Source organism: Pseudomonas izuensis (assembly GCF_002356535.2).
GTDB classification, from domain to species: Bacteria; Pseudomonadota; Gammaproteobacteria; order Pseudomonadales; family Pseudomonadaceae; genus Aquipseudomonas; species Aquipseudomonas izuensis.
On sequence record NZ_AP017423.2, the window covers coordinates 2,558,760 to 2,571,482 of the forward strand.

13 protein-coding genes are annotated in these 12,723 nt (G+C 59.9%); 8 read left to right on the forward strand and 5 right to left on the reverse strand.

What is annotated here, in order from left to right; all coding sequences use genetic code 11:
* Positions 1-38 precede the first annotated feature (38 nt).
* The 7 genes from LAB08_RS11550 to LAB08_RS11580 all read left to right on the forward strand — a co-directional run bounded on the left by LAB08_RS11550 (position 39) and on the right by LAB08_RS11580 (position 5,907).
* Positions 39-1,346: a M24 family metallopeptidase gene (locus tag LAB08_RS11550; RefSeq protein WP_096512079.1), complete on the forward strand. Its 1,308-nt coding sequence runs from the start codon at positions 39-41 to the stop codon at positions 1,344-1,346.
* A 13-nt stretch (positions 1,347-1,359) separates the two neighbouring features.
* Positions 1,360-2,169: an amino acid ABC transporter ATP-binding protein gene (locus LAB08_RS11555; RefSeq protein ID WP_096512078.1), complete on the forward strand. Its 810-nt coding sequence runs from the start codon at positions 1,360-1,362 to the stop codon at positions 2,167-2,169.
* Complete coding sequence (locus tag LAB08_RS11560; protein WP_096512077.1) at positions 2,169-2,810, forward strand: amino acid ABC transporter permease; 642 nt, start codon at positions 2,169-2,171, stop codon at positions 2,808-2,810. The genes LAB08_RS11555 and LAB08_RS11560 overlap by 1 nt, the downstream gene beginning before the upstream one ends.
* Positions 2,807-3,466: an amino acid ABC transporter permease gene (locus LAB08_RS11565; protein ID WP_096512076.1), complete on the forward strand. Its 660-nt coding sequence runs from the start codon at positions 2,807-2,809 to the stop codon at positions 3,464-3,466. The genes LAB08_RS11560 and LAB08_RS11565 overlap by 4 nt, the downstream gene beginning before the upstream one ends.
* 58 nt (positions 3,467-3,524) lie before the next feature.
* Positions 3,525-4,358 (forward strand): substrate-binding periplasmic protein, encoded by an 834-nt coding sequence (locus LAB08_RS11570; RefSeq protein ID WP_096512075.1) that lies wholly within the window; start codon positions 3,525-3,527, stop codon positions 4,356-4,358.
* Positions 4,359-4,461: 103 nt separating this feature from the next.
* Positions 4,462-5,469 (forward strand): Ldh family oxidoreductase, encoded by a 1,008-nt coding sequence (locus LAB08_RS11575; protein WP_096512074.1) that lies wholly within the window; start codon positions 4,462-4,464, stop codon positions 5,467-5,469.
* 162 nt (positions 5,470-5,631) lie between these two features.
* Positions 5,632-5,907 carry a putative sulfate exporter family transporter gene (locus LAB08_RS11580; RefSeq protein WP_254007521.1) on the forward strand — a complete coding sequence of 92 codons (276 nt, stop codon included), beginning with the start codon at positions 5,632-5,634 and terminating at the stop codon, positions 5,905-5,907.
* Between the two features lie 175 nt (positions 5,908-6,082).
* Here LAB08_RS11580 and gstA read toward each other — a convergent pair whose 3' ends face one another.
* Positions 6,083-6,694: a glutathione transferase GstA gene (gene gstA, locus LAB08_RS11585; RefSeq protein ID WP_096512073.1), complete on the reverse strand. Its 612-nt coding sequence runs from the start codon at positions 6,692-6,694 to the stop codon at positions 6,083-6,085.
* Between the two features lie 166 nt (positions 6,695-6,860).
* Here gstA and LAB08_RS11590 point away from each other — a divergent pair, with 166 nt between their 5' ends.
* Positions 6,861-7,787 carry a transcriptional regulator GcvA gene (locus LAB08_RS11590; RefSeq protein ID WP_096512072.1) on the forward strand — a complete coding sequence of 309 codons (927 nt, stop codon included), beginning with the start codon at positions 6,861-6,863 and terminating at the stop codon, positions 7,785-7,787.
* 269 nt (positions 7,788-8,056) lie between these two features.
* Here LAB08_RS11590 and LAB08_RS11595 read toward each other — a convergent pair whose 3' ends face one another.
* The 4 genes from LAB08_RS11595 to LAB08_RS11610 all read right to left on the reverse strand — a co-directional run bounded on the left by LAB08_RS11595 (position 8,057) and on the right by LAB08_RS11610 (position 12,628).
* Positions 8,057-9,367, reverse strand: a complete 1,311-nt coding sequence (locus LAB08_RS11595) for an MFS transporter (protein ID WP_172901614.1) — start codon at positions 9,365-9,367, stop codon at positions 8,057-8,059.
* 194 nt (positions 9,368-9,561) lie between these two features.
* Complete coding sequence (locus LAB08_RS11600; protein WP_096512071.1) at positions 9,562-10,542, reverse strand: transketolase family protein; 981 nt, start codon at positions 10,540-10,542, stop codon at positions 9,562-9,564.
* 2 nt (positions 10,543-10,544) lie between these two features.
* The gene (locus LAB08_RS11605) at positions 10,545-11,432 is read right to left on the reverse strand and encodes a transketolase (RefSeq protein ID WP_096512070.1); all 888 of its coding nucleotides are present in this window, start codon (positions 11,430-11,432) and stop codon (positions 10,545-10,547) included.
* Positions 11,433-11,536: 104 nt separating this feature from the next.
* The gene (locus tag LAB08_RS11610) at positions 11,537-12,628 is read right to left on the reverse strand and encodes a glycerol dehydrogenase (protein ID WP_096512069.1); all 1,092 of its coding nucleotides are present in this window, start codon (positions 12,626-12,628) and stop codon (positions 11,537-11,539) included.
* Between the last annotated feature and the right edge of the window lie 95 nt (positions 12,629-12,723).

The window sequence follows — 12,723 nt, forward strand, 5'->3', positions numbered from 1 at the left end:
TTGATGAACATCAAACTCTTCCCAGCGGAGGTTGTTGCATGCATACGGGTTCTGATTCCATTGAGCTGCTCACTGCGTTAACCGAACGCGACCTGCGCTTTCGCAGCGATGCCAAGGTCACTGAACATGCCCTGGCGCCGGTCGACACGGCGTTACTCGATGCGTATACCGCCATCGATCGCAAAGCCCTGCGTCATTACCGCCTGGAGCGCATTCGCGAGCAACTGCGCGCCCAGGATTACGCCGGCATTCTGTTGGCCGATCCGATCAATATTCGCTATGCCACCGACACCAATAATCTCGGCTTGTGGGTGATGCACTCGCCCAGCCGCTATGTGTTTGTGGCCACCGACGGCCCGGTGGTGCTGTTCGAGTTCACCAGCAGCCGGCACAACAGCGAGCACGTGGAAACCATCGATGAAATTCGCCCGGCGATTCCCTGGCTGTATTTTCTTGCCGGCCCCCGCGTGCAGGAAAAAGCCGAGCGCTGGGCCCAGGAAGTGGCGGACCTGATAGCCCGCCACGGTGGCGGCAATCGCCGCTTGGCGGTGGACCGTTGCGACCCTTGGGGCGCGCAGCGCCTGACGCATAAGGGCATTGAGCTGTTCGATGCGCAGCCGTTGATGGAGCAGGCACGCTTGATCAAATCGGCGGAAGAGGTCGCCAGCCACCGGGTGTCCATGGGCGTGTGCGACCTGGCCATTGCCCGGATGCGCACAAGCCTGGTGCCGGGGGTCACTGAAAACCAGCTGTGGAGCATCATGCACGGGACTAATGTCGCGCACGGCGGGGAATGGGCCGAAAGCCGCTTGCTCAGCTCCGGGCCGCGCACCAACCCGTGGTTCCAGGACGCCACCGACAAGGTCATCAAGGCCGGTGAGATGGTCTGTTTTGACACCGACATGGTCGGGCCCGGTGGTTACCTTTCGGACATCTCTCGCAGCTTCGTCTGCCCCGGCAAGGCGCCGACAACGGCCCAGCGCGACTTGCTGGAAATCGCCTCGCAGCAGATCAACCACAACGTCGAACTGCTGCGCCCGGGCCTGTCCTTTCGCGAGTTTGCCGAACACTGTTGGCCTGTGCCCAAGCGCTTTGAGCACAACCGCTACATGATGATGCTGCACGGCGTCGGCCTGGTGGACGAGTACCCCAGCGTCGCCTACGCCGTGGATTTCGCCGAGTGGGGTTACGACGGCCTGTTCGAGGAAAACATGGTGGTGTCGGTGGAAAGTTACATCGGTGAACAAGGCGGTGGGGAAGGGGTGAAGCTCGAAGAACAGGTGCTGATCAGCGCCAACGGGCCGATAAAACTTTCGTGCACGCCCTTAGTCGACGGCGATCGATAGCTGGAGCAAAACCATGAGCAGTATGACCGTGATTGAATCCGCGCCCTCCTTGGCGTCGCGCCCAGCGGCCAGCGCCGAACCGTTCTTGCGCCTGGAGGGAATTCATAAACAGTTTGGCCCCTATCCCGTCCTGCACGACGTGTGTTTTGAAATGAGCAAGGGCGAGGTGGTGGCCATTATCGGGCCTAGTGGTTCGGGCAAGAGTACCTTGCTGCGCTGTATCAATCAGTTGGAGCCGCCGACCCAGGGCCGGGTCAGTATGGATGGCGTGCACATCGAAGCTGGCAAGACGTTGCCCCGTACAGAGCTGCTCAAGCTGCGCCGGCGCATTGGCATGGTGTTCCAGTCGTTTAATCTTTTTCCGCACCTGACGGTACTGCGCAATGTCAGCCTGGCGCAAATCCGTACCTTGGGCCGCAGCGCCAAAGAGGCCGACGCCCGTTCCATGCAACTGCTCGAACGCGTGGGGTTGGCCGACAAGGCCCAGCATTATCCGGCGCGCTGCTCCGGTGGCCAGCAACAACGGATCGCCATCGCCCGCGCCCTGGCATTGGACCCTGAATTGATGCTGTTCGATGAACCGACCTCGGCGCTGGACCCCGAGCTGGGCCTGGAGGTGTTGGCGGTGATGAAAGAGCTCGCCTGCGAAGGCATGTCGATGATCGTCGTGACCCACGAAATGCACTTCGCCGAAACCGTGTCCGACCGCGTGGTGGTGATGGCCGAGGGGCGAATCATCGAGCAGGGGCCGAGCCAGCAAGTGATGCGCCAGCCCGAGCATGAACGGGTGATCCAGTTCCTCCAGGCCGTGAGGAATCGCTGATGCAAGACATCCTGATTATGCTGTTGAACGGTGTGCCGTGGACCATTGCGGTCACCGTGCTCGCCTTCTGCGTCGGCGTAGTGCTGGGGTTTCCGATCTGTGCCCTGCGCCTGTCCAGGGTCAAGCCACTGCGTTTTCTGGCGGCCATGCTGGTGCTGACCCTGCGCTCCATTCCGCCGATTGTCTGGTTGTTTTTCATCTTCTTTGGCATCGGTGGCGGCTATATCAGCCTGTCGCCGTTTACCGCGGCAGTGGTCGGCCTGGGGCTGATTACGGCGGCGCACATGTCCGAGGTGTATCGCGGTGCTTTCGCGGCGATTCCCACCGGGCAGTTCGAAGCCGCCTATGTGCTTAACCTGTCGACATCGCAACGGTTTTTCGATGTGGTGTTACCGCAGTTGGTGCGCATCGCCATCCCCACCTCGGCCACCTACGCCATTGGCCTGCTCAAGGATTCGGCCGTGGCCTCGACCATTGGCGTCGGCGATATCAGCTTCCAGGCCTATCAGGTTTCACAACAAACCTTTCAGGGCCTGAGTGTCTACAGCGCGGCGGCGCTGGTTTACCTGGTGCTCAGCGTGCCGGTGGCCTTGTTCTCCCGTTGGCTCTCGGCCACGTTGAAACAGAGGATTGCCCGATGAGCGAACTGCTGACGATGTGGGCCCAATGGCTGCCGGAGTTGTGGAAGGGCTTTGTGCTGTCGATGCAGGTCACGGCGGTGAGCCTGGGCCTGGGTATTGTGCTGGGGCTGGTGCTGGCACTCAGTGTCTCGGCCCCGAGCCGCTGGTGGCGTTACCCGTCTTTGGTCATCGTGGAGTTTGGGCGCGGTGCGCCGGCGTTGATCCTGCTGCAGTATTTTTACTTTGGCCTGCCCAGCGTCAACCTGACCTTGACCTCGTTCTGGGCTGCCGCGCTGGCCATGGCGTACTGCACGGCGGCCTACACCAGTGAAATCATTCGCGGTGGCATCGAGGCGGTGGCCCCAGGGCAAACCGAGGCCGCTGAGGTGATCGGCCTCAACCGGTTCGACGCCCTGCGCTTTGTGATCCTGCCTCAGGCCTTGCGGGTAGCGCTGCCGTCGCTGCTGGGGTTCTCGATCATGATGTTCCAGGCCTCGTCGCTGTGTTTCACCATCGCCCTGCCGGAAATTGTCAGCCGGGCGTCTTCCATAGGTTCCTCCACGTTTGAGTACATGCCGGTGCTGATCCTGGCCGGTTTGATGTATGCCGCTGTCTGTGCTCCGGCGACCCTGGGCGTGGCAGCGCTGGAAAAAAGACTGGCACCCAGCCAGCCATAACAACAAATGCCACTCACGCCGTTTTCGGCTGCTGCTCTCTTATTGCAAAGGTGACGTCATGACTCGCTCATTTAAACGTTTTACCCATTGGATGTTCTTGTGTTCGACCCTGGCCGGCGCGCCGTACGCCCTGGCCGAATGCACCCCGGCGAACCAGTTTGAAACCATTACGCCGGGTGTACTGACCGTGGCGGCGTATGTCTTCCCGCCTTACTCGATACCGGGGCCGAACAACCAGTTGAGCGGCGTGGATGGCGAGATCATCAAGCGCATCGCCGAGCGCGAATGCCTGAAGGTCAAGACCATGGTGGTGGACACCGCAGCGGTGGTGCAGGCGGTGGTGGCAAAGCGCGCCGATGTCGGCATCGGTGACTGGTATCGCACGGCAGAGCGCAGCAAGGCGTTGGGGTTGTCGGCACCCTTGTACCTGGACGTGATGGGCATTATTTCGGATGAGGGTTACACGAAGATTTCCGAACTGGACGGCAAGCGCATCGGCACCGTGCAGGGCTACCTGTGGGTGGACGATTTGAAGAAGGCCTTTGGCGATAATCTGGTGCTCTACCCGAACCCGGTGGCCATGGCCCAGGACCTGGCGTCCAAGCGCATCCAGGTCGGCGCGGACAGCTTCGCGGTGGGGGTTTCTTCGCAGCAGAAGGGCGCGTACCCCGGCAAGAGCATCAAGGTTTCCGAGCCCGATCAGCGGGTCAAGGCCACGCTTGAGCCTGGGCAGAGCGCCTTCCCATACACCAAGACCAACGCAGCCTTGGGCGAGGCGCTGGGCAAGAACATCCAGGCCTTGCATGCCTCGGGCGAAATCGCTGAAATCCTCGCCTCCTTTGGCCTGGACCGCGAGGCTGCGCAGGTGGGTGAGCCGAGGATGATTCAGTAGAGATAATCAACTGAACGACACAAATCCTGCGGGAGCGGCTCAAGCCGCTCCTGCAGGTTCTCCAGCTGCGGCACACCTACAATCCGAGAACACTGAAGCCACCATGGACGACAACAAACCCGACAAGCGCCTTTCTCTGACCGATGCCACTACCTTCGCACAACAGCTCTGCCTGGCCCACGGCACCAGCTACGCCGTGGCCTCGGCGCTTGCCAACGCCACGGTATCAGCCCAGGCCCATGGCCAACACGAAGTCGGTTTCGGCCATTTGCCTGACTACCTCAGCGGCTTTGCCACCGGCCGAATCGCCATGGCTGCCGAGCCCATCGTGACCCAGGTCGCGCCGGCCATGATCCGCTGCGACGCGGCCCAAGGCATCGCGCAACTGGGGTTCGATCGCGCTTTCCCTGTGCTGTGCAGCAATGCGCATCAACTGGGTATCGCCCTGTTTGCGCAGTTCAACGCTTTCACCTGTGGCGAGTTGGGCTATTACACCCGTCGCCTGGCGCGCGAGGGGCTGGTCGCGATGGCATTCACCAATGGCTCACCGCTACTCACCGTGGCGGGCCAGAGCCGGCCGCTGTACTCCACCAACCCCATCGCATTTGCCGCCGCCAGTGCTGCGGGTCGTTTACTGGCAATCGACCAAGCCAGCAGCGCCACGGCCTACGTAAACCTGCTTCGGGCCGCTGAAGCGGGGGAGGCGATACCGGCAGGCTGGGCGGTTGATGCACAAGGCAATGAAACGCGCAGCGCACGGGAGGCACTGCACGGGACGTTGCTGGCATTCGGGGGCGGTCGCGGCGCCAACATCGCGTTGATGGTCGAGGTGCTCGCGGCGGGTTTGACGGGGGCCAATTGGTCGTTGGATGCAGCAGATTTCCGTACCGGCAGCGAGTCCCCAGGGGCTGGCATGCTGGTGATTGGCATTGCGCCCAGGTTGCTGGACGAGTGCTTTGCCTCACGGCTGGGCGAGCAGATGACGCGGCTTGAAGCCTTGGGCGTTTACCTGCCGGGCAAGGCCAAAGAGCAAGCCTATGCCCGTGCGGTCCGCGAGGGCATCAGCCTGCCGTTATCGGTGTACGACGCGTTTAAGGCGCAGGTGGAATAGTCAAACCCTTCGCCACTGCCGGCCGCGTCAGTAAACGCTCAAGCGCAGCCGTCACGTTGGAAAATCTTTGATGCCCACCAGATCGGCGTGTTCGGCCTGCAGGTACGCCGCGGCCGGCGGGCCTTTGAACAATGGATGCTTCAGGTGGATAGTGCGTATTAGTTGGGTACCTTCCACGCCATTCAGCGCGGGTACCGTAGCCGTTTCGTACTGGGCTTCGTGATCTGCATGCTGATCAATTCCTGGATGCCGCTGACGCAAGGCATCCGGCAGATCGTCGTCGGGCTGGATGACCTGCTGCTGGCCGCAGCCACGGGCGCGCTGGGTTTCAGTACCCGACTGCGCGACGTCCGCAAGGCCGGTATCAAGCCATTGATCCTGGCTTTCGTGCTGACGGCACAGCTCATCGTCGTCGGCGGTGTCCTTACGTTGTGTTGATGACGGGCACCGGTTCTTTGTTTTACGCGATTGAGCACTGGTGAATGCTGAATCGCTCACATTGCCTCGAGCACCACGGCCTGCTCGCTCGGGACGCGCCCAATTGTCTGCATAGGGCTTCACCCAGGTTGAAGTGAGGGAGAAGCCAGCATCGACCAGCTTCTGCCATTCGAGATTAAACGGGCTGCGTTGCTTCTTCCGCGGCAATGGCGGCCTGTACGCTTGGACGTGTTTCGATGCGTTCCATGAATGACGCCAGTTCCGGCCAGTCGTTGATGTCGATGTTGAAGAACGGGAGCCACTTGAGCACGGTAAACAGGTAGACATCGGCCAGGCCGAAGGTGCCCAGCAGGTAGTCTTTGTTCACCAGCTCTTTGTTCAGGTAGTCCAGACGTTTGAACAGTTTCTGCCGGAAAATTTCTTTGGTGGACTCAGGGATATCAGCATTGAACAACGGCGCGCTGCCGCCATGGATTTCCGAGGTGATGAAGTTCAGTAGTTCCTGCAGGCGAGTGCGCTCCCAGGTGCCGTTGGCCGGTGCCAGGGTATTACCCGGAACCTGATCGGCCAGGTACTGGACGATGGCCGGACCTTCGGTCAGTACCTGGCCGTGATCCAGCACCAGTGCGGCCACGTAGCCCTTTGGGTTGATGTCACGAAAGTCATGGCCGTCGGCCGTGGCCTTGGTTTTGTTGTTGACCCGGATCAGTTCGAAAGGCAGGCCCAGTTCGCGCAGCACGATGTGCGGCGACAGGGAGCAGGTCATGGGGGCAAAGTACAGTTTCATAGTATTTCCTTATAAGCGGGCAACTGGTACCCGAACGTGTTGCCGTTCGTTTTCAAGCCGTTGTGGCTTGAGGAGCGCCGCTAGGATCCACGACCGCAGAAGCTTTTTGCAAAGGACTTCTTGGGTGCTACCGTATGACAAAATCTCATGAGCACTACGTCGTCTTATGGTTGCCAGAACTCCCTCTCTCAATGGATTGAAAGCGTTTGAATCTGCTGCTCGCCATATGAGTTTTACCAAGGCCGCCGAAGAGCTCAATGTCACACAGACGGCCATCAGCCATCAGATCCGCCGACTTGAAGACGAACTGGGCGTTCGCCTGTTTCTACGCCTCAAGGATGGCTTGGCGTTGACCACCGAAGGCCATGCGTATTTCCCTGGCATTCGCTCGGCGTTTCATGAAATACGCTATTCCACGGAAATGTTGCTCGAGTTGACCAACAACAGCGCATTGACCATCAGTACCCTGGTTTCCCTGGCGTCCAAATGGCTATTGCCGCGCCTGGCATCCTTTCAGGATGCATTCCCCAACATTAATGTGCGGGTCACCGCATCGACCGAACTGGTGGACTTCCGCAAGGGCGGCATCGACGCCGCGATCCGCTATGGTTTAGGAGACTGGAAGGGCTTGCGGGCGGACTGGCTCATGTCCGACGAAATCTTTCCCGTGTGCAGCCCCAAGCTGCTGAGCGGTCCCAAAGCCTTGAAAACCCCGGGCGATCTGGCCAATCACACGCTGTTGCAAGTCAGTGGCATGACCAGTAACGACTGGAACATGTGGCTGAGCGCGGCCGGGCAACCGAAGAAACTCGCCGAAGGCACGCGGCTGACCTTCGACCTGGCCATGATGGCGGTGCAGGCTGCCATCGACGGATTGGGGGTGTGCATCGGTCGCTCCACCTACGTTGATGACGATCTGAAGTCCGGAAAGCTGGTGGTGCCGTTCAACCTCAAGTTGAAGTCCGACCTGGGTTTCTACTTGGTGACGCCGCTGGAAATCGCCAACTCGAAAAAAGTCGCGGCATTCCGTACCTGGTTGATCGATCTGGTGCGGAACGCCGAATCGGCTTCAGCTTCTGAAGTTCTTCAATGATCTTTGCGTGTTGCAATCACCTTCCCTGGGTGCCATTTCGCTCATCTTGAGCGCCCGCCATGCCTTCCCTCCGGCCAATTCGACCGGTGCCGCGAGCGAGGTGATTGGTGTTCAGCGTCAGTAGGCGATCCATGGCATTCACTCCTGAAGCGTTGTGGCGGTGTTTTGATTAATCACCGAATGAGTCACTGGTGCGAAGCGATGCCGAAAAAAAAGCCCGGCGTCATGGATCATGAGGCCGGGCTTCGATTGGTGTAGCGGCTGGTGCTTCAGATTTTGTCGATGGGTACGCCGTGGTTGTTCTTCCACATCAGCACCACTGCGCTGGCGATGATAGCCACCACGATCAGATAAATATTGAACATCCAGCCGAGGTTCTCTGAATACAGCCAGGTTGTCAGGTACGAAGCGGTGCCGCCGAACACCGCCACACCCAATGAGATGCACACGCCGAACATCCGGGTTCGATAGCGGGTCGGTATCTGCTCGGAAATCGAAGCGGGTTTGCAGCCGGTGATGAAAGCCACCAGCAGCAAACCCGCTGTTTGTGCCACCATCAGGGTCCAGGGTTCATTGGAAATCAGCCCCCACAACGGGAACAGCGTGGCAGCTATCCCGAGCAGGGAAATCAGCGCGGAAATCTTGCGGCCCCATTGATCGGAGACCCAGCCCGAGATTGGCAGGAACACCAAGTAGATCACTTGCGCAATGCAACTCATGGTGAAGGCGCTACGCGGGTCCATGCCTTTGACGCTGATGGCATAGATCGAGGCCGAGGTGACCCAAGTGTAGTAGGTAAGCGTGGCGCCGGCTTCATACAGGAACAGCCGCACGCCGTGCTGAATGATTTTGCCGCGACTCCAGACCGGTACTGTCGAGCCTTCGCCGGCGCTCGGGCTGTGTTCGCTTTCCATCATGTTGCGTCGCAACCACAAGGCGAATACTGCCAGCAGGCCTCCGGTGGCGAAAGGGATGCGCCAGCCCCATTCCTGCATTTCACTGACGGACAATACCGAGGTCAGCAACGCCATGTAGAAGGTCGCCAGCAAAGACCCCGAACCGACGGCGAGAAACACTGTGCTCGACCACAGGCCCCGACGTTTGGGAGGGGCGATTTCGGCGATGTAGGCGTAGGAGGTGGTGGTCTCGCCGCCATGGGCAAAACCTTGCACCAGTCGCGCCAGTAGCAGGAGCGCAGAAGCCCAGCTACCGATGGCGTCGTAGGACGGAATAAAGGCGATCAACAGGCTGGCACCGGCCATCAATAACATGGTGCTGAGCAAGACCATGCGCCGGCCCAGTTTGTCGGCCAGGATACCGAAGAAGATCCCGCCAATCGGTCTCAACAGAAAGCCGGCGGCAAACACGGCCAGGGTGTTGAGCAAGGCAGAGGTGGCGTTGCTTTTATCGAAGAGTGCCGCGGCGATGTACACCGATGCGACGGTATAGATCGTCCAGTCGAACCATTCGAGCAGGTTGCCTACGCCTGTGGCCATCAATGACTTTCTGCGTAGCGAGGTATGTGCTGTTTTGGCCTGCCCGGTCGAGTACCCGGACATGGTCTCGGTGATGTTATTCATTGTTGGCTCCGAGATGTTTCATGAACCACGGAATGTGGTGGGGTGACAGTCCCTGAAAAAACGAGATCTCCCTTAAAACGAAAATCCAATGTGGGAGCGAGCCTGCTCGCGAAGGCGGCGTGTCAGTCACCTTCAGTGTCGAGGCACAAATCGCATTCGCGAGCAGGCTCGCTCCCACAAGGGAAAGGTGGTGATCAGGCGTTGAGGTGCGCCAACGCCACTTCCTCGATCCCGGCGGCATCGAGCTTGTAGTGTTCGTACAAGTGAGTCGGTGGAGCGATCAGGCTGTATTCGTCATAGATGCCGTGGCGCTTGAGCTTGACCCCGACACCTTCGTCCGACAGCACTTCGGCCACCGCCGCGCCCAGTCCGCCGAGCACGTTGTGCTCTTCCACTGTCATCATGCGTTTGCTGCGCGCGGCGGCTCGCAGGATGACGTCTCGGTCGATCGGCTTGATCGACGCCATGTCGATCACCCCGACGGAGCGCCCTTCGGCGTTCATTTTGCGAGCAGCGGCCAGCGCCGCGTGCACGGTGATGCCGCAGGCGATGATGGTCAGTTCCTCGCCCTCGATGTGCTCATGGGCCTTGCCGAATTCGAAGACCACATCGTCCTGGTAAACGATTGGATCGCGACCACGGCCAATACGGAAATACACCGGCTTGTCATAGGTAGCCGAGGCCTTGATCGCCGCCACCAGCTGCGGGCCGTCGGCTGGCGACACCACTGCCAGATCGGCGATGGAGCGCATGGTGGCGATGTCTTCGGTTGCATGGTGAGAGGTGCCGTAGAAGCCCAGGGAAATGCCGGTGTGGTGCCCGATCAGGCGTACCGGTTGTGCCGAATAGGCCACGTCCATGCGGATCTGTTCGCAGCACAACAGGCCGAGGAACGAGGCAAAGGTCGCCACGAACGGCATCACGCCACAGGTGGCCAGACCGGCGGCGGCAGTGACCATGTTCTGCTCCGAGATGCCGAATTGCAGGTAACGCTCGGGGTACTGGCTGGCGAATTTGTTCAGGCCATTGGAGTACTGCAGGTCGGCCGAGCCGGCCATCACCGGGTAGCCGGCCTTGGTCAATTCAATCAGCGCGTCGGACAGGTACGACAGGCCCGGGTTGAGGGCGTTGAGGCCACGGTACTGCCAGGAATTGGGGGAAAGAGGGGCATTCATGTTCAGATCTCCATGGCTTCAATTTCAGCGATAGCGCGTTTGGCGTCTTCAGGGTCCAGGTAGCCGAGGTGCCAGCCGGGTTCGGTTTCCATGTAGGAAACGCCTTTACCCTTGACGGTCTTGGCGATGATGCAGACCGGTTTTTCACGGCGTTCATCGGCCTTCACCCGGCGCAGGGTTTCGGTCACTTCGGCGATGTTGTGCCCGTCGATGACATGCACTTCCCAGCCGAATGCCCGCCATTTTTCGTCCAGCGGCTCGATCCCGATGACGTCGTCCACCTGGCCGTCAAGCTGGAAACCATTGCGGTCGACGATGGCGATCAGGTGTTTGGCGTTGTGGTGGGCCGCACTCATCGCCGCTTCCCACACCTGGCCTTCCTGCATTTCGCCGTCGCCGAGCATGACGAACACGTCATAGACTTCGCCGGTGAAACGCTGGGCCAGGCACATGCCCAGGCCGCCGGAGAGGGCGTGACCGATGGAGCCGGAAGAGAAGTCGATGCCGGGCACTTTGCGCATGTCAGGGTGATCGCCCAGAGGGCTGCCCAGGCGGGTGTATTCATCGAGCCACTCCTTTGGGAACACGCCCAGGTCTGCCAGGATCGGGAACTGACCCACGGCGGCGTGACCCTTGCCCATCAGGAAACGGTCGCGACCCGGCCATTTGGGCTCTTCGGGGCGGATCGTCATTACGTCGTAGTACAGCGCCGAAAACAGTTCGGCGGCGGAGAACACCGAGGTGTAGTGGCCGGTTTTGGCGATTTCGATCAGGCGGATTGTTTCAAGACGAACGAATTTCGCCCGGTCCTTGAGTTTCATGACGGTCTCAGTGGAAGGCACAAAGTTGCTGGCTTTCCACTGTTCGAGCGTTTTGCAGGGTGTAGACATCTCTACCTCCAATCACAGGCATGAAATTGCTGAAGTTGAATCTCAGTGACGCGGGGTGAACTTCAACCGGATGGTTGTGCGTTCAGGGTGTTATCAGGAAGCACTCAATGGGCAAGGCCCTCCAGTGCTCGCATTGCGGCGATGAGCTCGGCGCAGGTCAGCGGGCCGCCGGATAACAAGGCAAAGTTGCGGGCGTGAGGGGCTTTGAGCGTGGGTTCGGCCACCTGCATCAGCAGCGCTTCATCGAAGCTCGACACACCCAGTTCGGCGAGGTTGCGTGGCAGCCCGATGCGTTGATAGAAGCTCAACAAATCGCCCATGAGTACGGCGTCGCGGTCTTCCAGCACCAACTGCACCAGCAACCCGTACGCCACTTGCCAACCGTGAACCTGCTGCTGTGCACCGGGGATTTTCGACAGGCCGCGGGTCATCGCGTGGGCGATTGATAAACCGCCGCTTTCGAACCCCAGGCCGCTCATCAACAGCACTGCCTCGATCAAGTGATCGAAGGCCGGTGTTACCTCGCCGCTGCCCGCCTGGGCCAGTGCCGGTTCAGCGTGTTGGCGAATCACCTGATAGCACTCGCGCGCCAGGGCCAACCCCGACAACGCCGGACGAGCGCCGAACATGTTGATGCCCCCCGACTTGAAGCACTGTTCGGCTTCGAACTTTTTGGTCAGTGCATCGGCGATACCGGCCAACAGAAACTGGCGCGGCGCCTGGGCGATCAGGCCGGTATCCACCAGAACGTAGCGGGGGCTGACGAGCAGGTGACCGACTTCGCTCAATTGATGATGAGCGTCGTAGACCACATAGTTTTTTGAGGTGGGGGCGTCGTTGGAGGCGACGGTCGGCATGGTGACCAATGCGCGCCCGCTGGAGTGGGCGAGCGCTTTGCCAGCATCGATGCACTTTCCACCACCGACGGCCAGGATCATGTCGAAGTCGATTTGCGCCGCAGCCTTTCTCAGAGTGGCAATGCCATCGGCAGTGATTTCGCCATCGAAGTTGACGTAGTGCAATTCGACTTCTGCCTGGGCACAGGTCTCATCGAGCCGCGACTTGATCAAACCCAATACATAACTGTCGATGACCACCACGGCCCGGCGACCGCAGTGCGACAGATAAGTACCCGCCTGAGCGAGCACTTCAGTGCCCTGGACGTATCTTCCGGGCGAGCCGAAAACCAGATTCATTCTGCACCTCACTTCACTGCTTATTGTTTTTCGAGGACTCGGAGGCAGGCTGCCGGGTTCTCGCTCTTGTTGTGATGCATGATATATCATGTTTT

Coding starts and splice junctions, on each gene's coding strand:
- gstA (WP_096512073.1), bottom strand. CDS start 6,694: ATGAAACTGTACTTTGCCCCCATGACCTGCTCCCTGTCGCCGCACATC.
- LAB08_RS11550 (WP_096512079.1), top strand. CDS start 39: ATGCATACGGGTTCTGATTCCATTGAGCTGCTCACTGCGTTAACCGAA.
- LAB08_RS11600 (WP_096512071.1), bottom strand. CDS start 10,542: ATGAATGCCCCTCTTTCCCCCAATTCCTGGCAGTACCGTGGCCTCAAC.
- LAB08_RS11575 (WP_096512074.1), top strand. CDS start 4,462: ATGGACGACAACAAACCCGACAAGCGCCTTTCTCTGACCGATGCCACT.
- LAB08_RS11610 (WP_096512069.1), bottom strand. CDS start 12,628: ATGAATCTGGTTTTCGGCTCGCCCGGAAGATACGTCCAGGGCACTGAA.
- LAB08_RS11590 (WP_096512072.1), top strand. CDS start 6,861: ATGGTTGCCAGAACTCCCTCTCTCAATGGATTGAAAGCGTTTGAATCT.
- LAB08_RS11555 (WP_096512078.1), top strand. CDS start 1,360: ATGAGCAGTATGACCGTGATTGAATCCGCGCCCTCCTTGGCGTCGCGC.
- LAB08_RS11595 (WP_172901614.1), bottom strand. CDS start 9,367: ATGAATAACATCACCGAGACCATGTCCGGGTACTCGACCGGGCAGGCC.
- LAB08_RS11565 (WP_096512076.1), top strand. CDS start 2,807: ATGAGCGAACTGCTGACGATGTGGGCCCAATGGCTGCCGGAGTTGTGG.
- LAB08_RS11605 (WP_096512070.1), bottom strand. CDS start 11,432: ATGTCTACACCCTGCAAAACGCTCGAACAGTGGAAAGCCAGCAACTTT.
- LAB08_RS11570 (WP_096512075.1), top strand. CDS start 3,525: ATGACTCGCTCATTTAAACGTTTTACCCATTGGATGTTCTTGTGTTCG.
- LAB08_RS11560 (WP_096512077.1), top strand. CDS start 2,169: ATGCAAGACATCCTGATTATGCTGTTGAACGGTGTGCCGTGGACCATT.